We start from the raw sequence: 21,272 nt of genomic DNA on the forward strand, positions 1-21,272 counted from the left end.
GACTAAGCCTTTTCTAATATATTAACAATATTTTGAGAGGCATGTCCGCCGCCATACAAACTTAATGGATCTTCAATAGTTTTACCTAACATAGCTTCAGTACATTGAATAATCTTTTGCGTATCAGCACCAGCCAACACATTGACGCCCTGTTCTACCAACTCAACCCATTCTGTCTGGTCACGCATCGTCACACATGGCTTTTTAAAGAAAAATGCTTCTTTTTGCACGCCACCGCTATCTGAAACTACGGCATCACAGTGCTTAAGCAACCAAATCATCTCAAGATAACCTACCGGCTCTAATACCAACATTTTGAGCTCTAGACCAAGCGACTTGACTACTTTTTGGGTACGAGGGTGCAATGGGAGGATGACAGGCCGTATATTTTCATGAATATAATTCAAAGCATCTATGATAGATTTTAGGCGGGTTGTATCATCTGTATTCTCGGCGCGATGCAGAGTGGCTACTATAAATCCTTCATTAGGCACATCCACCAATGATGATCCTTTAACGGCACGCTCAGAGAAGAATAAAGACGAATCTTGCATGACATCGCCTACGTTTAGCACCTGAACAGGCTTTTTATCAAAACCTTCATTTTTCAGGTTACTTACCGCCGTATCTGTTGGGCAAAATAATATATCACTGACCTGATCTGTCAAAATACGATTGATCTCTTCTGGCATTTGCATATTGAAACTACGCAATCCAGCTTCGATATGAGCGACAGGAATATGTAATTTTGCAGCCGCCAAGGCACCCGCTAACGTTGAGTTGGTATCACCATAAACCATCAATCTGTCTGGCTGCTCCGCCAGACAAATTTCTTCAATCTGCTCTAACATGCGCCCTGTCATAGAGCCATGACTACCACTATTAATATCGAGCTGATAATGAGGTTTAGGTATGCCCAATTGATCGAAAAAGATGTTCGACATATTGGCATCAAAATGCTGACCGGTATGGATAATCTTTTCATCTAATATCGAGCTATTCTGAATCGCCTTAGATACCACACTGGCTTTGATAAACTGGGGACGTGCACCGATTACTGTTAGAATTTTCATAATTTAGTTCCTAATAACTCGTCATACAATTTGAATAGTTTTTTCTCTTCGATAGCCCAGTTATATTTTTCATTAACTGCTTTGATGCCATTTTTGCCCATCGCTTCCGCTAAGTCTTTATTTGATACTAATTTATCAATTGCTTGTGCAATTGCTGTTGGATTTTCTGGATCTACGCAAATACCACAATCATTACCTTCTATGATATTGACCCAAAGAGGATAGTTAGACCCAATAACTGGTATACCAGCACTCATATACTCAAACATTTTATTTGGTTGAGCATCTATATGGTTTGGAACAGGCAAGAAAGTAACTAAGCCTGCGATTGATCTTTCCAAAATTCTTTTAACTTGTTCTCTATCTAACTGTCCTAGCTCATCGACATATTGCCAACCAGAGCTAGCTTGAGCCAAACTGTATGTTTGCTGATCAGAAAAACGACCCACTAAATTTAATTTTGTTTTCGTTTTGGTTAAACTTAACGCCTCGACCGCCTCCTGAATCCCTCTTATTTTAGAAATCCCTCCAACATAGGCAATCTCTTCAACTATATTTGCCCAATCCTTATTAATTGACTGTAACTCACCCAGCAAAGGATAGTTATTAATGTCTACTACTTTTTTAGTATGCTTTGCAAACTTATCTCGGATACTAGGTGTAGCTGTCACTACGGCATCAAGCTTGGAGCAGACATAATTCTCATAATATTTTATCGAGATAGATATGAGTTTTGCAACGTGTGTATTTAGATAATGCTTTGATAAGACTTGCTTAGGAAAGTCTTCGTGAGCATCAAAAACTACAACTTTTCCCACACGCCTAAGTTTTAATGCTATTGGTAACAGTTCAGGATCATGCAGATGATATAAATCAGCATCTAATTCAATTGCTTTTTTGAATAATGCTTTAGGGGCATTTAACATTCTGTTTTTTCTACCCTTAAATTTACCAACATCAATAATCGATACACCATCTTTAATTTCATCACCAAGACCATCAGCTACTATTAGGAACACATCATATTTTTGAGTTAATGACCTACACTCTTTTTGATATATTCTTATATCAAATCTAGAGTGAACTGAGGTTAAATGGCAGCATTTGTAAATCATAAGTCAGACTCTTTCATTGGATAGCTCATTAGTAGATAGCTTATTATAGTCAATAAAAACAATCCATAAGAAATAATAACGGTTAGAAAAGAACTATTACACATCGCATATGAGACCATAACTAGTAAGCACGCTAAAAGATTTTTATCTATTTTTTTGGAAATGGCATTAAGTAGAATCAAAAATAGTGAAAGCAAGAATGTATTAATCAATAGTCCATATAAACCAAAACGACCTACTCCTTCTAAAAAAAACCCTGTATTTGCTGAGCCGTTTGTAGAAAAGTAATAATTTGCTATAAGACTAGGAGCTTTCGGTGTAGGTTCATTACCTAATACGACGAAATAATCAAAGAACTTTGCACCTGTGGAACCTGGAGATGTAACCACTCTCCTAAGCCAATGAATATACATTATATTATTATTGGTGATAAAAGTATAAATCAAATAATTTATAAAAATAAAAATATTAATAAAAACTAAAAGATAATAACCAAAATTATAAATCTTTTTAAATAAATAATAAAACCCTACTATTACAAAAATTGAAAGGGCGATGGATTTAATTCCAGAAGAAGAAAAAATAATATATGTTAAAAACAATACCAAAGGAACACCAATAAGCATAAGTATTCTTTTAGAATTAAGATATAGAAGAATAATCAATGGTGAAATTATATATCCACCTAGTATTACAGCATAACCACTTAAAGATGAGGCATTCTCTTTATATTCAGTACGTACAGCATATACATCAGTAATGCTAGGTGCTTCTAACTTTAAACCATGTGCATTAATTATTAAAAGTATAAAGATTATTGCTATAGAAATCAGAATTAATTCTGTCTGATATGGTTTTACATTTATTTTCTTTATATTTATTTTTACTTCAGAAGAGAGTAATAAAGTAAAAAATGACGCGGCCATGTATAAAGAATATAAGAAAATACTTCCACTCTCACCATGAATTTCCTTTGGAAAGTAAATAATTGCAGGAATAAAACAAAACAAGAACAATATATTCAATATAACGCTTGATGGCTCTTTATTATTAATAGGAATAAAGAATGATAAAAATAGTATTATTGGAAATAAATAAATGTAAATGCTATCATATCCAACATTACATCCGTAACCAGGTATGTTAAAAAACAATAAGCATAAATTATCAGCTAGCAAATTAACTTGAAAAACATAAATAACTATAAGGATTATATACACATAGCGTGCCTTACTTATATGCATAATTTCTTCTCAAATTATTTAGCAAAATAAGTATGAATGGGGCAATGACAACAAACAGATATAAAAACAAGTAATGATAATACGATAAAACTCTATTACCATATAATATGTAGTTATAACCTGCATTTTGAGAAGTCTGCGACCATTTTTCAGATAACTTATTAACTGACTTATCAAACCTATCAATTCTTTCTTCTTCAATCAAATATTTTAGGAGTGCAGTATGTACTAGGTGATATTTTATATTATTACTATTCTTATATAAGTCGTAATGTGACCAACCGTTATGATCATATTTTTCAATGTTGCTAGCTATAGATTTAAATAGTTCTGGCGATATATTCTTATTATTTTCTGTATCTAAAGATTCAAATGCATTAATACCAAATGTAGAATAAATCATACCGTTTAGTACATAAGGAAGCTTATCTTGCTCAGTTATATTCTGATCCATATACTCTTCGATCCATGGATCTCCATTCAGATATGTTAGACTTCCATATTCCTCATAATTTGTTAGCGAAGATTTATACAGATCACTAGCTACTTCATAGTACTTTTCATCACCATACATCTCATAAGCACGTAATAACGGAATAATGGCATAAGCATCAGCTAATCCAGACCACCAACCACTTTCTAGCCCTTCATTATTAAAGCCTTGATAAGGCCAGTCAAAATTATATAAATAATGCGCATTACCATTTAGGCTATAATCAACATTTTCAACTAGCCAATCTACACTATTTTTAAAATTTGATTCATTTTTCTTGATATTGCTTAAGTCTGGATAAACGTTCCAGTAATTTAATGACGGGTCTTCTCTCCATACTTTATTATTGGCTTTATTTTCATAACCCATATTTTCTGAATAAATAATCGCATAATGAACCACATAAAATGGTGATTGAAACTCCCCTATACGCGCAGAATAAGATATAGGCAGTCCTTTTTCATCAAACACTCTATGATTTAGTTTACCTTCTTTCAAAAGAATACGAAATTTAGTATTGAGCTCAAAAATATCATAAGCATATTTATTAAATATAAAGCTTATAAATATTATCCAAACTACAAAAAACAAGGTTTTTTTATGTGAGTACATGCACTGCCTTAATAATAATTATCGCTAAGATTAAAGATAAAACGACTGAAGTAATCATATTTTTATTTGCGAATATCTTATATACTTTACTTACTTTTAAACTTCTGACTAAGAAATATATATATATTAAGTAAAATAAAAAGCCACTGATTGCGTAGGCCTCTGATATATAATCTTTGCTAAATTTATATACGAGCCATACTATCGCTACTTTCAGAATCAAACCTAAAAACTGTAGTATTACTGCTAAACGTTGGTTGCTACTGACATGTAAGGCCATCGATACAGGCGATACGATGAACTGTATGATAAACCAAGGTGTCATCCAAGCAACCAATACTCCAGCACGCTCCCATTCAGAACCAAATACTAACGGGAACACAACGGGTGCTAATATACCTATGAATAATAACGGAGCGCTTCCAATTAATGCTAACTTACGCATCGTGTCGTACGTAAATTCTGCAAGTTTACCTTCGAATTTAGCTTCATTAGCATGGGCATAGTATACTTGAGAAACTGAAGCTCCTATTAAAACCATGGGTATAACCATGATTTTGGAAGCTAGAAGCAAATATCCTGCTTCTTTCGGTGCCGCTACAGCAGCTATGATTAAAATGGGTAAATGCACGCCAGCTGTATTGAATAAAGCCTCACCAACTGAATATTTGGGGTACTGGATGTACTCTTTGAAAGTTGTCTTTAGCTGAGCATAATTTACTTTTCTTAGACGACTCTTTCTTCTTATTAAACTAAATACTCCTGCACTACTATATAACAACTGGCCTATTAGCAAACCAATAGAGGTATAACCTAACCAACCTAGCAGCAACTGGGCTACACCAGATGACGTCGATTGTTGAATTTTGGTCTGAGCTATAGATTTAAAGTCTTTTATTCTAGTAGACCAAAATTTAAAAGCAGAGTATAGACTTGCAGCTAACACCCCTAGAGGTAATATCCAAGTTATTTGTGAGAAATATCCATTACCTATTATTTGCTTTATGTATGAAGGAAACAATAAAAGTACACTCGCTAATATCAGCGAAAAAGTAATACTACTAAATATTGAAATTATCAGTAGGCTTTCTGCGATCTTATCATTTTTAGGTAAAGGAATAGCCACTTCATACCTTAAACAAGCTATTACTGAAAAAATTCCTAATAAGCCGCTGTACACAGCTAGTTTAGAAAAGTATTCTGGGCTGTAAAGACGTGTCACAAATGGCAGTATTAGAATAGTAATAACATGGGCGAAAGCTGTTCCACCTGCTAATAGTGATACTGATTTTAAAAAGCCCCCTTGAGCATCAAGCCTACTGTTAATTTTTTCAAGAAAGCTTTTCATCATGTAGCACTAACCTAAAGATCTTACAATCTTCTCTTGTGATTCAAGCATTAAATAAGGATGCATAGGCAAACTCATTACTCGCTCAGCGACCGTATTACCTACTGGCAATACTGCATTGGCGTCTGCAACGGCAGGCTGTTTATTTAAAGGTATAGGGTAATGTACCGCTGTCGGGATGCCCTGCTCTTTTAGCTTAGCCTGTATCTGGTCACGACTATCCACTTGGATAGTGTATTGCGCCCACGCACTCTGATTATGTGCCTCGATAAAGGGTATTGTCGTAATACCCACTTCAGTAAAGAGCTGATTGTAAGTCTCTGCCACACGCTGACGTGCTTGCATCTCATCATCTAGGATTTCAAGCTTAGGCAGTAGTATCGCTGCTTGTAAGGTATCTAAACGACTATTAACACCGACTCGGATATGATGATAACGACGATCTTGACCATGACGCGCAATTTGTCGCATTACGGTCGCTAGTGCCTCATCATTAGTAAAGATAGCACCACCGTCGCCGTAGCAGCCTAGTGGCTTGCTAGGGAAAAAGCTGGTACAGGCAACCGTCGTTATATTACAGGACTTTTTACCTTTATAGCTAGCACCAAAGCTTTGAGCAGCATCTTCAATCACTGGAATATTATACTTTGCTGCGATAGCATTGATAGCATCAAAGTCTGCACACTGACCATAGAGGCTAACGCCAATAATGGCTTTTGTACGTGGTGTAATAGCAGCTTCAAGCTGATCAACATCTAAGTTGTAAGTCTGTGGATCGATATCCACATAAATAGGCGTAGCGCCTAGTACAGCAACTGTCTCCGCTGTCGCAATATAAGTAAACCCTGGCGTGATCACCTCATCACCAGGAGCTATTCCAAATGCCATTTGTGCAATCTGTAATGCATCAGTACCATTGGCACAAGTAATACAATATTTAGCACCCGTATACTCTACTAGCTTTTCTTCAAGCTCGCTGACCTCAGGACCAAGAATATACTTACCGTGGCTCAGTACTTTTTGAATACCAGCATCAATTTTTTCTTTAATACGTGCCTGTTGGGCCGCTAAGTCTATAAATTGCATAATCATAACCTGCTTGCGTTGAATTCTTCTTGTATAGCAGTCATTGCTTTTTCATCAAGTCCACTTTTTTCAAGACCTCTGTCATTCGTTCCTATTTTCTTTGCTGGATTTCCAACGTATATAGAAAAAGGCTCAATAACTAGTTTTTTAGTGACAATGGCACCCATACCTATCATGCAATAATGCCAAATTTTTTGACGCTGGTGAACAATACAGCCCATACCTAAATTAGCGCCTTCCATCACTTTTACATGACCTCCAAGCATAACATGGCTAGATAAAGTGACTTTATTTTCAATGACGACATCATGCGCTACATAAGCCCCTTTCATCAAAAAACAATCTTTTCCAATGTATGTGTTTCTAATAGTTCCTGCATCAATGGTTACATTTCCAGTAATTTTTGTACCTGAACCTATATGAACAGTATACGGCGTTTTGGGAAATACAGCTTTATCTTCGGGTGGATAGCCGATAATACAATTGGGACCTATATAAACATCATCTTCAATGATAACGTCTGTATGAATAACTGCTGAAGGATGGATTTGCACATTATTATTCATATTACTATCCTAATAAAAATTTACTTAAATAAGGATGTAACTTAGATTCGTCTGTAACTACGTCTTTCGCATGACGAATGTACTCTACAGTTTTGACGCCAAATCTTGCATCCTCTAAACCATAACCACGTCCTGCAAGTATTTCTTGATAAGAGATCGTATGTAAGTCTGTGAATCCACCAGAAAACTCAATCTCTTCACCTTCTATATCAATAGAACGATAAGTCGGCTGCTTACCCTTAACGCTTTCAGGCAGGTCATTGGCATCAATAGATAAGAACCAACGCACGCGCGCTTTGTCATACTCTAGGTAACCACCCGCTTTGGTTTCACCAGTATAGTAAACCTCACTTTCTACTAAATCACCGAATATAAAGTGCAACATATCAAAAAAATGTACACCGATATTGGTTGCGATACCGAATGATTTATTTAGGTCACCTTTCCAACTCTCAAGATACCACTTGCCGCGTGATGTAATATAAGTTAATTCGACTTCATATTTTTCTTCACGATTAGCAGCAGCAATTTTATCTTTCAACTTTAAAATAGCATCGTGGTGACGCAATTGAAGAATATTATAAACCTTGTGACCTGTTTCTTTTTCAACTTCAATGAGCTCATTAAGAACACTTTCAGTCGGTACTAAAGGTTTTTCACAAATAACATCGGCACCCATTCGGAGACTTGCTGCGATATGTGAATGATGTAAGTAGTTTGGTGAGCAAATCGAAACAATGTCAATCTTCTTACTATTGTCACGTTTTAGTTTATAACAATGGTCGCTAAAACGCTCAAACTCGGTGAAGAATTCGCTACTAGGGGAGATACTATCGATAATACCGACTGAGTCATTAATGTCATAAGCAACAGCGAGCTCATTGCCTGTCTCTTTGATTGCTTTCATGTGACGAGGAGCAATATAGCCAGCAGCACCGATTAGTGCAAAATTTTTCATTAGTTTATCCTTAATATTATTAGAGACGAATATCTGTTTCTTCTTCTTCGAAAACATGCTTGACGTCATAGACAACGTGATTTGATTTTGCTAAAGCTCTTATTTCACCAATACCCATTGCTTTATAATCACTATGATCAACAGCAACAACTACCCCATCGTAGTAATTTTGATGTAGCGTATCAATAAGCTCAATATTGTAATGATCTAATGCTTCTTGCTTATCAGCCCAATCATCGTAAACATCAACATTAATATTAAAGCTTTTTAATTCTTTGATAATATCGATAATCTTAGTATTACGGATATCAGGACAGTCACCTTTAAAAGTAAATCCAAGTACCAGTACTTTTGCTTCATCGATATGTATTTTATTGCGTGCTAGCTTTTTTACCATCTGCGTAGCAACATACTGGCCCATACCATCATTGATACGTCTGCCGGCAAGGATAACTTCAGGTCGATAACCAACCTCTTGCGCTTTATGCGTCAAATAATAAGGATCGACACTGATACAATGACCGCCAACAAGACCTGGCTTAAACTTTAGAAAGTTCCACTTGCTACCTGCAGCATCAAGTACAGCCTGCGTATCTATTCCGATGATATTAAATATCTTGGCGAACTCATTAACGATAGCAATATTCAAGTCACGCTGTGTATTTTCGATAACTTTTGCTGCTTCTGCCACTTTTATTGACTTAGCACGATAAGTACCAGCAGTGATAATTGAAGCATATAAGCTATCGATCAGGTCAGCAGCTTCTGCTGTCGACCCCGAAGTTATTTTAGTGATTTTAGTCAAAGTATTAATCTTATCGCCTGGATTAATACGCTCAGGACTATAACCAACATAGAAATCTTGATTAAACTTTAGTCCTGAGACTTTCTCTATAATGGGAATGCAGACTTCTTCTGTCGCACCTGGATAGACAGTCGATTCATAAACAACAATATCTCCTGCCTTAATTACTTTACCAACTGCAGTAGAGGCACTTTCTAAAGGCGTGAGATCAGGAGCATTATTATCATCTATAGGTGTTGGTACAGTAATGATATAAAAGTTATAATCAGCGATATTGTCTAATTCAGTAGTGAACTTTAATGAAGTTGCCATTTTAAGCTCATCACTACTTACCTCAAGAGTAATATCCAAACCATCTTTTAGTTCTTGTACTCGCTTTTCATTAATATCAAAACCAATAACGGGGCGATGCTTACCAAACTCGACCGCTAATGGCAGACCCACATAGCCGAGACCGATGACGGCAATTTTAATATTATCAATATTTAACATAGTATCTATCAACCAACCTTATCAATGAATGTTTTCTTAAATTAAAGATTTACTGTCTTATCTTCTTTGTAACCCTCTACAAAATATTTAAACTGCGCTTTTAACCATGTGACGTCATGTTGTTGTGACTTTCCTGATAGCTCCATCAGCACTTGTTCTACCTCTGCTAGCGCAAACCTGTGTTCCATCGCTTGCATGATAAGTGGGTGAGCAGTTTCTTCAACATTGTCATCACCGATTATGAGCTCTTCATACAGTTTTTCACCGGAACGAAGACCTGTAAAGACAATTTCGATATCACCATTAGGATGCTTATCGTCTTTGACCTCATGCCCACTTAGGTGAATCATACGCTGAGCCAGATCGACAATCTTTACTGGCTCTCCCATGTTAAGAACAAAAACCTCACCTCCTTGCGCCATGGCACCTGCCTGTATTACTAGATTAGCAGCCTCTGGGATAGTCATAAAATAGCGCGTGACATCAGGATGGGTGACAGTAATCGGAAGCCCCTGCTCAATCTGCTTGGTAAAAACAGGTACTACAGATCCTGATGAGCCTAGCACATTGCCGAATCTAACCATACTAATACAGGTTTTGCTACCTGGCTTGATTGAATTGGCTTCATAACTTAATGCCTGACACACAAGCTCAGCTAAACGCTTTGTGGCACCCATCACATTAGTAGGTCTAACAGCTTTGTCAGTAGATATCAAAACAAAAGTTTCTACATCTGTTTGAATAGCAGCACGCGCACAATGGTAAGTACCGCGACTATTATTAATAACCCCTTGAAACGGATTGTGCTCGACCATAGGCACATGTTTATATGCTGCTGCATGGTAGACTGTTTGTACATGATAAGTCTGAAATATCCTCATAAGGTTATGCTCATCAGTCACATTACCAATAATGGATACGATTTGAATGTCCTGATATTCATTACTACTAGCCTGTTTTGCCAAAAGCTCTTGGTGAATACTATAAAGGGCAAACTCTGATAGCTCGTATAACACCAGACAAGTTGGTTTATTTTTGATGATTTGACGGCACAACTCACTACCGATAGAGCCACCCGCTCCAGTTACCAAGACAGATTTATGAGCGATATTTTTCTTCAGCAACTCTTCGTCTGGGTCTACAGTTTGGCGATCTAATACGTCTAATATATCGATCTTGCGCATATGGCTAACAGTGACTTTTTCGTCAGCCAATTCTTGTAGACTGGGTAGCTCTTTTATCTTAATAGAGATATGTGAAAGCTTCTCAATAATTTTGCGTTTGCGGGCACGGCTAATAGAGGGTACTGCCAAAAACACTTGGGCAATATCAAGGGTATTTACGATATCCAATAAGTTATCAGTATGGTAAATCTTTTTCCCCATTATATGGGCACCTGTTAGCTGACGATCGTCATCAACAAAAGCAACCACACTATATTTATGTGAGTTGCTCAAACCTTTCAGCAACTCCTGCCCTGCTTCACCTGCACCATAAATCAAAATATTATCATAATCTATAAGCCCACTATCAAAACGCTTACCTTGCCATCCTTTCAATAGCTCTTTGATTGTCAAGCGACTGTTCCAAAGCCAGATATAAAGAAAAAACAAAAACAAAATAGGGGTCGATCGAGGTATCTGTGGCAATAGATCAAAATAAATAATCAGCTCATAGAACACGATTAATACAACGAATAGTTGCAACACACCGCTCATGACTGTGTCAAGGAACCCTCTAGATACACTATGATAGAACCCTATGAAATACAGACTGACTACAGGTATCAATGCATAGAGACCCAATGCCCACCAACTAACATGAAGCTCGACGTAACCATAACGCAGTAATAGTGACAACAGCAAACAAGCAATAGCCATTATAAAGTCTGCGCTAATCAAAATCAGACGCTTGATATATCTTGGCAGCGACAACAGGTACTGAGCGATAGATTGCAACACATTTCCACCTATAAGCTTCGGCTTACGTTTGACACTATGTAAAGACTTTTCAACCATATGGATTGTCTATTCATACCACATCGTTTTTAAGAACTAAGTTAGTTAATAGCATACTACTGGTTGTTACCATAGGCATAACTATAATGATAGCTGTATTTGCTCATGATACCCTGCTGTACGTCATTTAAGATAATTCCATCTACCTCTATATTCGCTTTATTCATTTGATTGACCGCATAGACCAGCTGTCCCTCAATTGAGTTATCGTATCTAGTTACCATCAATACTTTATTAGCATATTGCGCCAGTATCATTGCATCGGAAGCTGCGAGGATCGGCGGTGAATCAATAATGATATAGTCATAGTGTGAGCTTAACTCTGTCATTAGGTTATTGAGCCTGCTATCAGACAACAGCGATGCAGGATTGCGTGGATGCTCACCTCTTGGCATAAAATCAATATTATCTATATTGGTCGGATGGATAAAGCTCGCTAGATTACTGATCTTTTGGGTGGTGATAGTTTCTGGGACTTGAGCGTTATTCTGCGCAAAATCAGTCATATTTTGTGATAATTTATCTTGCGATAGATAGTCGGCCAAACCGTTATATTGGGTCATACCAAATATTTTATGCAGCTCACCCAAGCGCATATCTGCGTCCATAATCAGCACCTTCTTGTCTAACTGAGCAAAAACTTCCGTTAGATTGGCCGAGATAAATGATTTACCAACGCCAGGGCTCTCACCAGTGATAAGTATAACTTTCGCCCTTTGGCCCCCTTGCTCTGGTTTCGTCATACCGAACATCAGGCTCGTTCTTAGGCTTTTGATGGCTTCATAACTCAAGCTGTTACTATCAGCATAGGCCAGCAAACGATTAGGCACTTTCTTATCTTTACGTAATCTGGTCAGTAGAGGTGAACGAGGAATCGTTGCGACCACAGGTACACCCGTTTTTGCTTCGATACGTTCAGGGTCTTTAACCACATTTCTAAGCATGTTTTTCAGGAGTACGAGCATTGTTCCAAGCATCGCCCCTAACAACATCGCCAATATGATAATTTGTAGTTTCTTTGGCGCGATCGCTCGGTGGGTACTGATTGGTAAATCAATGATACGAGCGAAACCAATTTGACCAGCTTTGACGATCTTTAACTGTTCATAGTTTTTGAGTAGCGTGAGATAGATCTCTCTGTTGATCGTCGTATCAGCTGATAGTTGTAAAAACTCTCTTTGTATCTCAGGCAATCCTGCAATAGTGTCATCTATTTCTTGTCTTCTAGCATTAAGTACCGCAAGTTGATCATTAATTTGAATGACTAATGGATGCTCTTCCGTATAATAAGTAGTGAGATCCGCTTTTTTCAATTTTAGCTCATTGAGCTGTAGCTCGATTTGTGAGCTTTCGGTTAAGAGCAATTCGGCTTCTTTCGCCACATCAATAGTACCGTACTTTTTACGGAATTCATTGAATATTGCTTCAGAATCCTCCAATCTTTTCTTTAGGGTCGGGATTTGAGTTTCCATAAAGCTGATGGTTTTAGTGGTTTCTTCAGAGCCACGAGACTGATTTTGATCAATATAAGACAAAACGATTTGTTTTAGGATCAAACTGGTTTGTTGCTGATTGTCTCCGGTCATAGACAGCTGAATAATACCTGTTTGCTTGCCTTTTTCAACCACAGATAAAGCACTATTTAACCGCTCTGTCGTCATTTGAAGAGACTGCTTAGTAAGATTGATTGAATAACCATCGGCAGGTAAATTATTTACTGTGATTTGAATTTGACCATCTGTGCCTCTAAACTGCTGGGGCTGGCCGATCTCACCTTTAAAATCTTCAAAGCCGTTACTTAAGACAAATCCAGTCTCTGAGCGCATCAAGCTAAATGATTGATTTAAATACTCTTGAGATACATTAAACTGACTAATTTCTACTTCACCATCTTTAGTTTTAAGCGACACACCTTCAGGTTTATTTATTTGAGTCGCAGTACTATCACTTTTTATTCTATCTAAAGTTCCAATATTAGGGTCAGATAGGCGAATACGTAAATGCAATAAACTGACAACAGGCTCTAAAATCATACGTGACCTTATCAGCTCTGCCTCTGCTTGGGCTTTACTAACTTCCGACCCAACTAACTCAGAAATATCAGCCCCTAGTGCTGCAACTCCTTTGGAGTTCTCTTCAATTTGAATAAGTGCATCTGACTTAAAGGTAGGGTTGACATATCTACTATACAAAACCCCAATTATCAGGCCTAACACAGCAAAAAATACGATGATTTTCCAACCACGCAAAATGGCAAACAGCAGCGCCATAAGATCAATGTCATCATTATCTTCTTTCGAAACAGGGTTTGATAAATTTTTCGAATCTGTACTCATAACTATAGGTCTACCACTTCAGCTTGTTCATCGGATAAGCATTACTTAGCTAATTTTATCGGCCCACTGATCGAGACCATCAACAATATCTTGATATGCTGTCTCAAAAGCGCTCATTTCATGTTTGTATGGGTCAGCAATATCTTTATTTTGCCAGTGACCAAGCTTAAAGGTTTTACCACGGCAAAATGGCCAACGTTCCTCAATCCATTTAGTCTGACTATCTGACATGGTAAAAATAAGATCAGCCTTTTTTACTAATTTTTCGTCGATTTGTTTGGCTATATGGTCTGTAATATCTATCTGCTGTTCAGACATAATTTTGAGGGCAGATGAATCTGCAGGATGGCCAATTAAAGCGCCAACGCCTGCAGAGTCAATTACTTTGTTAGGATAACGCTTTTTTAGTAACGCTTCTGCCATCGGGCTGCGGCAAATGTTACCAACACAAACGACCAAAATATTATTAAACGCCATGATTATCATTACCTATAGAGTTGAAAGAGATCTAAACGCTGTAGTGGAAGGTAGTAAGGCGCTAATAACACGATTCCAGCGTGTAAGACCAGTCGGGTCAACATAGACAATATCATTAGGATACATCTCAAAACGATTAGCAAGTGCAAAGCTAGTAACCGTTTGCATATCTACATAATAAATATCAGTTGCTCTTGTATTGAGATTGTCACGAACGACGTATATCTTGGCCGCATTTGCAGTATTAGGATTGAGACCTTTGGACTCCCCTAAAACTTGTGCCAAGCTGATGCCTTGCTCTAAGATGGGTACTGGCTCCACTTGTCCAAACTCTCCCAACACATATACCTTATTACGTTCTTGGCTATTGACATGGATAGAGTCACCATCTTGCAAATAAATTTGGTTGGCAGAAGCACCCATCTGTCGTAACGACTGTAGCCCTATATTATAGCTTGTGCCTTTACGGTTCAGCACAACATTGTTCGAATCACCTGTAGTCGTTGCACCACCTGCCATAGAAATTGCCCCATATAGAGAAACGGGCACATCAGCAATAGGGAACTCACCGGGCTGCTTCACTTCGCCATCGATAAAAAACTTGTTACCACGATAATTAATGATTTTCACTTGCGGATCTGGATACTTGAGATAACGCTGAAGACGACTTTGTAAGTTCGCTGTAAATTGTGGCACACTCATACCGCTAGCTTTTATACGACCAATAAGTGGGAACTGGATAAACCCTTGCTGATCTATAGGAAAACCAGATGCATATGGATTGGATGCGTTACTACTATTGGTCAAAGGAGGCGCTATATCAGGATAACCTACCAACGTAATACCTAAAATATCTCCTTTAGCAATACGATAGTCCACTTGACCAGACGTATTAATCAAACGTATTAAATCACTACTTGGTGTGATCGTTTTTTTCGGTGGTAATGTTGCTAAATTTAAGGGCTGAACATTAAATTCTATGCCATTCTCTGCAATAAAAGATCCACTGGGCGGTAACTGACCAGCTTGAAGCCCAGAATTGATGGTTGTAGTAGCACATCCATAGAGCATACTACTAGCTAACAAACACGCTGCACTCAACAACTTAGTTGTCTGTCTCATATCAAAAAGCCTCTTCTATTACTGCAATCACATAAAACGACTAAAAACAGTTTTGTATTAATAAATTTGTATCGATGTTATTTTTTTTACATCTTCCACAAAAATAATCGGCATCATAACATAAGTTATCTGTTATACAGTAATGTTCTTATTGATTGATACAAAAAGCTATTTTTAAACTAATTACTCCATGTAGCATATAAATTCTTTTTATCAATTACAATTAAATATATTATGTATATTAATAATTGATTGAATTTATACTAAATTCTTACACTGCTATGTTACTGCATATGTACGACTACCTAAAAGCTGTTAAACATTCTTAGTAAAAATATGCAAGATTTTGTTCAAATTGGCTTGAGTACAGTTGCAAGGTGTATAGGTCAAAGAAATAAGTCAAAAAATACAGTATAAGCAGTCTTTTACTAGTATAATGCTGCTCACAGCAAACAATGCATTTTCTTACCTATTATCATTTATAATCTAGTATAAACAATTGTGAATCATTATACATTGAGAAATGTAAACCCACCGACTCAAGGACATTAAGATGAAAGACGAAAAATTGCACAAAGCACTCGCCCGTATGGGCCTTGGTTCACGTCGCCAAATGGAAGAAGTGATTAAAGCAGGTCGCGTATCTGTTAATAACGGTCCAGCAACGATTGGTGACCGTGTCATGCCAGGCGATGAAATACGTGTGGATGGTCGTCAGATCAAATATACCGCCGAAAATGAAAAGCGTCGCCGAGTGATCGCTTATTACAAGCCAGAAGGCGAAGTCTGCTCAGCCAAAGATCCAGAAGGTCGTCCGACTGTGTTTGAGCGCTTGCCAAAGCTCACTCATGATCGTTGGGTCATGGTTGGACGTTTGGATATCAATTCAACTGGCTTACTACTATTTACCAATGATGGTGAGATGGCGCATCGCCTGATGCATCCCTCTAGCGAAGTGACGCGTGAATATGCCGTTCGTGTGTTGGGTGAAGTCACTCCTGATATCGCCCGCAACTTGACTGCTGGTGTCATGTTAGAAGACGGCATGGCGCAGTTTGACGACATCAAAGAAGGCGGCGGTGAAGGGGTTAATAAGTGGTATCACGTTCAGCTCAAAGAAGGTCGTAACCGTGAAGTACGCCGCTTGTTTGAGTCACAAGGTCTGAAAGTTAGCCGCCTATTGCGTACACGTTACGGTACGATTGCCTTGCCAAAAGAGTTACGTACAGGTCGTTTCTTAGAACTCGATAAAAAAGAGATCAATACATTGACCGATTTGGTGAGCTTACGCCCACGTTATGGCACAGGTCTACATGGTGCGGCTAAAAAAAAGCAAGAGCGCATCAGAAACAAGCCGCTTAAAGCGCGTCGCACGGACACTCGTAATGACAATCGCAACAGCAGCGCGAAGCCTAAAAGCAGTGCTAGCCCTGCCAACCGCGGCACGCGTAATAGTCGTGACCGCAATGATAAGCGCTAATTCAGTTTATTTAACATTATTCTAAGTTTTTGATAGATTTAGAATAAACATAAAAAAGCGGTCAATGACTATGCATCATTGACCGCTTTTTTTATGTCTTTTTTACAGGCCTCACAGTTACTCAGTATAAAAATAACGGCTCAGCTGTCGTGGCTATTAATATAATGCTTCATGACTCGCAGCTCTTTTAGCTGCTCCTCGTCCATTTGTGCCAGTAGTCTATCCAAACGCTGTTCGATGTTATCTAAAACACTTTGCAATAACTCACTAGCCTCTAACCTCTTTTCACTATTCTCATTAGTGACATTTATATTTGTTAATTGGTAGTGAGTGGCTAGCATTTCGGGTAGCCGAGTTTGCAACATTTTATTCAAAACAAACTGCGCTTCTGTTATAGCAGGTGTTTTATGTTGAGCTTGTAATGCTGCCTGATAAGCTTGATAGCTACTCACTTTGTTATCGATACGCTTTAATTGCCGTAGCTGCTGATCTGACAAGCTTTTTAAGTGCTTTTTATTCAAGTTAAGCTGTTCCCAACTTAACGTAGCCAGTGACAATGGCGCATGATCATCTTGATATATAAGCACACCTGGGGTAATACCGACCGCTTTGTGCAATGCATGCCAGCCTTTTCTACCTAGATAAAAAGTCGTGACGGTCGTTACAATACCGATGCCTATTAATATACTCATAACTGCTCGCTACTCATCACTCAATTCTATGTATGACTACTTATCGTTGGCACTTAGCACTTAGCATTTAGCATTTAGCGTTTAATATCTTCTGCTACTGGATTTTTCACATTCGCGCTACTCAAAGTAGGTGACTCAATAGCCTCTGTTTTCTTACTGAGATTACTCAGCGGCTGCATTGTTGAATCCATATTTGGATGATCAAAACGCGCTTGCAGATAGCGATTGGTCGCGAGCAGTTTTTGCCCATCTTGATGGTATGAGGCATTGAGTAAATCGTCAAACTGGGTATTGATCGTCTTAAGCACTTCTAACAATGCTTGTTTACCAGTGACGTCTGAATGTTTGATTTTGGTGGTATCGGCACGCGCCCCATCTGTCACATCTAGATCATACAAGCGCCGATAATCGGCCACTGCTTGTGGTACATGTCGGTCCATCAGATTTTGGATCATGATATAGGTTTCATTGATGGTGTCTTTATCATCAATTTTACCGTCATTATTGGTATCGCCATAAATCAAGCGGAGTTTTTTGCCTTTTCGATTGATTTGCTCAAGTGCTGTTTTGACTTCAACGGGTAGGCTTTTCTCTGGTATATAGCCTAGTTGCGGCATGGCAGTATATTCCAGCATTTTGGGCGCGGTAACTTTCTTAATACCACGATACCCCAGATATAACCCAGCGGCCGGCAGCACTCCGTATAATACAAACATCACTAACATAGCAGTCACTTGGGTCATCGGGTTTTCCTTATTATTTGACAGAATAGTTTGGCAAATTTCTTGTTATTTTAATCAGTATTTTCAGCTAGGCGGTTTTAGTGTCATCAACTTTATTGCTTAGCACTGCTTTTATTAAACAAAAAAATAAGGCTCTGTTAAAGCCTTATATTGTTATACATTGAGTCTGTTATGTTTTTGGATAATCTTTTATTTTATAAAATACGCTAGCTTTGCGTGCGGCTCTTGACGTAACGATGGGTTGAGGCAAGACGATTTAAAACGGTTTGATGCAGCTCATCCAATAGCTCATCAAGCTCATAATCAATTTCTAAAAATAAATCGGTCAACATATCACCTGCGGTCATTTTTCCCTGTACCATATTGTTTTTGGTGCGATGCGGACTAAAGCGCTGCAACTGCTCATAATGATGTAGCGCTTCAGGGATGCTCTCGGACACGAGCTTATCAATGACAAATTGTCGCTCATTATGTTGCTGCTGCTGTTGCTCGTTTAGCTCACTACTCCACTCACGATAGCGTTTTAGCTTGCCATTGATACGATCTAATATCGCAACGGCTTCGATAGGCATCGCATTTAGGGTGGCCTCATCGACCACATCAACAAGCTCAGTCATAATCGGACAACGTCCATGTTTGAGATACCACAAGGTATCGGGGTCAAAAGGCGGTCTATTGGTCGGTTGCATTTGGGCGCGATTGGACAAATAGCGATCAGTCAGCGGGGTTGATGAGTGAATATCATTTACCTGCGCCAATGCATCACGTATACGGTCTACTCGCTCAGGTGGCGTTAATGTAGCACGCTCGTGATTTGATTGAGTACCGTCATTATTATGATGGATATCGACATTATCACTATTGTCATTTAAATTATGGTTAACACCCATCTCCCGCGCATTTTTGGCAGCTAGCGTTGGTAGGTCATCTTGCGCTTGCCCAAATGACTTTAGCATTCTTGTCAAACTAACGACCATAACTTGCTCTGCCCCTCGTTCGATACCTGCAATCTGTGCTCATATTGCATACGTTCATTCAATAGCGTATCTTAACAGGTTTTTGCTGACCTGCCAGTACGCAAAGTGTCAACATTCCTACTCTCTCCGCTCACTTCCTAAATGCTAAGCGCCTTGTTATGAATGCTCCCGATTATATCTCTGGTTTTTTGCTTGGGTTATCGCTCATCATCGCCATTGGCTCACAAAATGCCTTTGTACTCAAACAAGGTCTCAAACGTGAGCACATATTTTTTGTTTGCCTGTTTTGCGCGGTGAGCGACGCGCTCTTGATATCAGCGGGCGTTGGTGGATTTGGTGCGGTCACCGCACGCTATCCGCATGTGATCGATATTGCAAAAATAGCAGGCGTTTTATTTTTGTTGGGTTATGGCTTACAAAGTTTGTATGCCAGTATCCGTGTATCACACGCTTTGAACGTTGATGGGCAAGTAGTGACCAGCTTAAAAAAAGCGCTACTACTCTGCTTTGGCTTTACGTGGCTCAATCCGCACGTCTACTTAGATACATTGGTGCTCGTTGGGATGGTTTCAACAGGCGCTGCTAGCAAACTTACCTTTGCCATTGGGGCAATTAGCGCGTCATTCTTTTTCTTTTTTGCGCTCGGTTACGGTGCACGCCTGCTCAGGCCGTTATTTGAAAAGCCAAAAGCTTGGAACATACTGGATGCGTTGGTAGGACTGCTGATGTTATATCTGGCTTGGCATTTATACCAAAGCTAAACACAACATTAGGCATTAAATCTAGATAAATTAAGAGGATTTTAAGTGCTCAATATTAGACACAGAATAAATAGCTTAGATTAAAGCAGGAAACAGTGTGCGCAGACCGCTAACAATAATCTCGATAGACACGGCTGCTAATAGCATACCCATGATCCGGCTCATGATGTTAAGACCGGTATCACCGAGCAAGCGGCTGATACGACCAGCAGCCATCAATGCCAAGTAGCAAAATAAACTAATGAAGAGACCAGCAATGATGATGGCAGATACCTGCAAAATGCCTGAGACTTGCGATGAATAAATAATAACGGTAGAAATACCACCTGGTCCAATCATCATCGGTATCGCAATGGGGACCACTGCGGATGCCATCGTCGGCAGTGCATCTTGCACGTGGTCGACATCGAAGTTCTCTTGATCAGGCTTAACAGGGTTGCCTTCACCGTTCATCATATTCAGTGAAATCAAGAACACCAATATACCACCAGCCAGCTGAAACGAGCCAATAGAAATACCTAGTGCTTTTAGTAAGGTCTCACCCGCCACCGTAAAAAAACTAATGGTAATAAAAATGGTCAGACAGGCAACGCGCGCCACCTTACGTCGATTTCTCATCGAATAGCCGCGAGTCAAATCCAAGAACAACGTCAATGCGCTAAATGGATTGATCAATACCATAAAGGCTAGGATTATCTTGATAATTTCAGTATTCACTGAGCGCTCGCTTGTCTATTGATACCACTGGTGCAAAAAGATAAGGCCATCGTGCGAGTGCGACGATGACCCAATAGGCAATTCATAATAGCATTGTAACATAGGCAGATAAGCGAGTTAAATCATTAACTTTGCTCGGTTACCCTTCTATGTCATC

The 21,272-nt window shown here is 38.6% G+C and carries 19 protein-coding genes; 2 read left to right on the top strand and 17 right to left on the bottom strand.

All coding sequences use genetic code 11. From position 1 onward, the window contains the following. Positions 1-2: 2 nt before the first annotated feature. The 13 genes from wecB to GYK50_RS09350 all read right to left on the bottom strand — a co-directional run bounded on the left by wecB (position 3) and on the right by GYK50_RS09350 (position 15,745). On the bottom strand, positions 3-1,073 hold the full coding sequence (gene wecB, locus GYK50_RS09290; RefSeq protein ID WP_212563766.1) for a non-hydrolyzing UDP-N-acetylglucosamine 2-epimerase: 1,071 nt from the start codon (positions 1,071-1,073) through the stop codon (positions 3-5). Continuing rightward, positions 1,070-2,188: a glycosyltransferase family 4 protein gene (locus tag GYK50_RS09295; protein ID WP_212563767.1), complete on the bottom strand. Its 1,119-nt coding sequence runs from the start codon at positions 2,186-2,188 to the stop codon at positions 1,070-1,072. Before GYK50_RS09295 ends, wecB begins: the two co-directional genes overlap by 4 nt. Next, complete coding sequence (locus tag GYK50_RS09300) at positions 2,185-3,432, bottom strand: hypothetical protein (protein ID WP_212563768.1); 1,248 nt, start codon at positions 3,430-3,432, stop codon at positions 2,185-2,187. The genes GYK50_RS09295 and GYK50_RS09300 overlap by 4 nt, the downstream gene beginning before the upstream one ends. Beyond that, on the bottom strand, positions 3,419-4,537 hold the full coding sequence (locus GYK50_RS09305) for a D-glucuronyl C5-epimerase family protein (RefSeq protein WP_212563769.1): 1,119 nt from the start codon (positions 4,535-4,537) through the stop codon (positions 3,419-3,421). The genes GYK50_RS09300 and GYK50_RS09305 overlap by 14 nt, the downstream gene beginning before the upstream one ends. Further along, a complete protein-coding gene (locus tag GYK50_RS09310) occupies positions 4,524-5,888 on the bottom strand; it encodes a lipopolysaccharide biosynthesis protein (RefSeq protein ID WP_212563770.1) in 1,365 nt (454 codons plus the stop codon). The genes GYK50_RS09305 and GYK50_RS09310 overlap by 14 nt, the downstream gene beginning before the upstream one ends. Before the next feature lie 6 nt (positions 5,889-5,894). Next, a complete protein-coding gene (locus GYK50_RS09315; protein WP_212564539.1) occupies positions 5,895-6,974 on the bottom strand; it encodes a DegT/DnrJ/EryC1/StrS family aminotransferase in 1,080 nt (359 codons plus the stop codon). Beyond that, positions 6,974-7,537 (bottom strand): hypothetical protein, encoded by a 564-nt coding sequence (locus GYK50_RS09320; protein ID WP_212564540.1) that lies wholly within the window; start codon positions 7,535-7,537, stop codon positions 6,974-6,976. Before GYK50_RS09320 ends, GYK50_RS09315 begins: the two co-directional genes overlap by 1 nt. Positions 7,538-7,541: 4 nt before the next feature. After that, positions 7,542-8,495 (bottom strand): Gfo/Idh/MocA family oxidoreductase, encoded by a 954-nt coding sequence (locus tag GYK50_RS09325; RefSeq protein WP_212563771.1) that lies wholly within the window; start codon positions 8,493-8,495, stop codon positions 7,542-7,544. A 19-nt stretch (positions 8,496-8,514) separates the two neighbouring features. Then, positions 8,515-9,792: a Vi polysaccharide biosynthesis UDP-N-acetylglucosamine C-6 dehydrogenase TviB gene (gene tviB, locus GYK50_RS09330; protein ID WP_212563772.1), complete on the bottom strand. Its 1,278-nt coding sequence runs from the start codon at positions 9,790-9,792 to the stop codon at positions 8,515-8,517. A gap of 41 nt (positions 9,793-9,833) precedes the next feature. Next, complete coding sequence (locus GYK50_RS09335) at positions 9,834-11,753, bottom strand: polysaccharide biosynthesis protein (RefSeq protein WP_420070455.1); 1,920 nt, start codon at positions 11,751-11,753, stop codon at positions 9,834-9,836. A 113-nt stretch (positions 11,754-11,866) separates the two neighbouring features. Then, positions 11,867-14,146 (bottom strand): GNVR domain-containing protein, encoded by a 2,280-nt coding sequence (locus GYK50_RS09340; RefSeq protein WP_212563774.1) that lies wholly within the window; start codon positions 14,144-14,146, stop codon positions 11,867-11,869. A 45-nt stretch (positions 14,147-14,191) separates the two neighbouring features. Further along, the gene (locus GYK50_RS09345; RefSeq protein ID WP_212563775.1) at positions 14,192-14,623 is read right to left on the bottom strand and encodes a low molecular weight protein-tyrosine-phosphatase; all 432 of its coding nucleotides are present in this window, start codon (positions 14,621-14,623) and stop codon (positions 14,192-14,194) included. 12 nt (positions 14,624-14,635) lie between these two features. After that, positions 14,636-15,745, bottom strand: coding sequence for a polysaccharide biosynthesis/export family protein (locus tag GYK50_RS09350; protein ID WP_212563776.1), 1,110 nt, complete (start codon positions 15,743-15,745; stop codon positions 14,636-14,638). A 553-nt stretch (positions 15,746-16,298) separates the two neighbouring features. Here GYK50_RS09350 and rluB point away from each other — a divergent pair. Next, a complete protein-coding gene (gene rluB / locus GYK50_RS09355) occupies positions 16,299-17,225 on the top strand; it encodes a 23S rRNA pseudouridine(2605) synthase RluB (RefSeq protein ID WP_212563777.1) in 927 nt (308 codons plus the stop codon). A gap of 140 nt (positions 17,226-17,365) precedes the next feature. Here rluB and GYK50_RS09360 read toward each other — a convergent pair whose 3' ends face one another. From GYK50_RS09360 to GYK50_RS09370, 3 genes are all read right to left on the bottom strand, one after another. Beyond that, positions 17,366-17,917 (bottom strand): hypothetical protein, encoded by a 552-nt coding sequence (locus GYK50_RS09360; RefSeq protein ID WP_212563778.1) that lies wholly within the window; start codon positions 17,915-17,917, stop codon positions 17,366-17,368. 74 nt (positions 17,918-17,991) lie between these two features. Further along, positions 17,992-18,660: a hypothetical protein gene (locus GYK50_RS09365; RefSeq protein WP_212563779.1), complete on the bottom strand. Its 669-nt coding sequence runs from the start codon at positions 18,658-18,660 to the stop codon at positions 17,992-17,994. A gap of 206 nt (positions 18,661-18,866) precedes the next feature. Then, positions 18,867-19,616: a hypothetical protein gene (locus tag GYK50_RS09370; RefSeq protein WP_212563780.1), complete on the bottom strand. Its 750-nt coding sequence runs from the start codon at positions 19,614-19,616 to the stop codon at positions 18,867-18,869. 179 nt (positions 19,617-19,795) lie between these two features. On the opposite strand from GYK50_RS09370, the gene GYK50_RS09375 reads away from it, so the two are divergent. Beyond that, positions 19,796-20,398, top strand: coding sequence for a LysE/ArgO family amino acid transporter (locus GYK50_RS09375; protein ID WP_186474895.1), 603 nt, complete (start codon positions 19,796-19,798; stop codon positions 20,396-20,398). A 75-nt stretch (positions 20,399-20,473) separates the two neighbouring features. Here GYK50_RS09375 and GYK50_RS09380 read toward each other — a convergent pair whose 3' ends face one another. Further along, the gene (locus GYK50_RS09380) at positions 20,474-21,115 is read right to left on the bottom strand and encodes a MarC family protein (protein WP_083328953.1); all 642 of its coding nucleotides are present in this window, start codon (positions 21,113-21,115) and stop codon (positions 20,474-20,476) included. Between the last annotated feature and the right edge of the window lie 157 nt (positions 21,116-21,272).

The sequence above is a fragment of the Psychrobacter pacificensis genome, assembly GCF_018336615.1.
GTDB classification, from domain to species: domain Bacteria; phylum Pseudomonadota; class Gammaproteobacteria; order Pseudomonadales; family Moraxellaceae; genus Psychrobacter; species Psychrobacter pacificensis.

Coding starts and splice junctions, on each gene's coding strand:
- GYK50_RS09375 (WP_186474895.1), top strand. CDS start 19,796: ATGAATGCTCCCGATTATATCTCTGGTTTTTTGCTTGGGTTATCGCTC.
- GYK50_RS09350 (WP_212563776.1), bottom strand. CDS start 15,745: ATGAGACAGACAACTAAGTTGTTGAGTGCAGCGTGTTTGTTAGCTAGT.
- rluB (WP_212563777.1), top strand. CDS start 16,299: ATGAAAGACGAAAAATTGCACAAAGCACTCGCCCGTATGGGCCTTGGT.
- GYK50_RS09370 (WP_212563780.1), bottom strand. CDS start 19,616: ATGCTAAAGTCATTTGGGCAAGCGCAAGATGACCTACCAACGCTAGCT.
- GYK50_RS09295 (WP_212563767.1), bottom strand. CDS start 2,188: ATGATTTACAAATGCTGCCATTTAACCTCAGTTCACTCTAGATTTGAT.
- tviB (WP_212563772.1), bottom strand. CDS start 9,792: ATGTTAAATATTGATAATATTAAAATTGCCGTCATCGGTCTCGGCTAT.
- GYK50_RS09320 (WP_212564540.1), bottom strand. CDS start 7,537: ATGAATAATAATGTGCAAATCCATCCTTCAGCAGTTATTCATACAGAC.
- GYK50_RS09300 (WP_212563768.1), bottom strand. CDS start 3,432: ATGCATATAAGTAAGGCACGCTATGTGTATATAATCCTTATAGTTATT.
- GYK50_RS09365 (WP_212563779.1), bottom strand. CDS start 18,660: ATGACCCAAGTGACTGCTATGTTAGTGATGTTTGTATTATACGGAGTG.
- GYK50_RS09305 (WP_212563769.1), bottom strand. CDS start 4,537: ATGTACTCACATAAAAAAACCTTGTTTTTTGTAGTTTGGATAATATTT.
- wecB (WP_212563766.1), bottom strand. CDS start 1,073: ATGAAAATTCTAACAGTAATCGGTGCACGTCCCCAGTTTATCAAAGCC.
- GYK50_RS09360 (WP_212563778.1), bottom strand. CDS start 17,917: ATGAGTATATTAATAGGCATCGGTATTGTAACGACCGTCACGACTTTT.
- GYK50_RS09325 (WP_212563771.1), bottom strand. CDS start 8,495: ATGAAAAATTTTGCACTAATCGGTGCTGCTGGCTATATTGCTCCTCGT.
- GYK50_RS09310 (WP_212563770.1), bottom strand. CDS start 5,888: ATGATGAAAAGCTTTCTTGAAAAAATTAACAGTAGGCTTGATGCTCAA.
- GYK50_RS09340 (WP_212563774.1), bottom strand. CDS start 14,146: ATGAGTACAGATTCGAAAAATTTATCAAACCCTGTTTCGAAAGAAGAT.
- GYK50_RS09345 (WP_212563775.1), bottom strand. CDS start 14,623: ATGGCGTTTAATAATATTTTGGTCGTTTGTGTTGGTAACATTTGCCGC.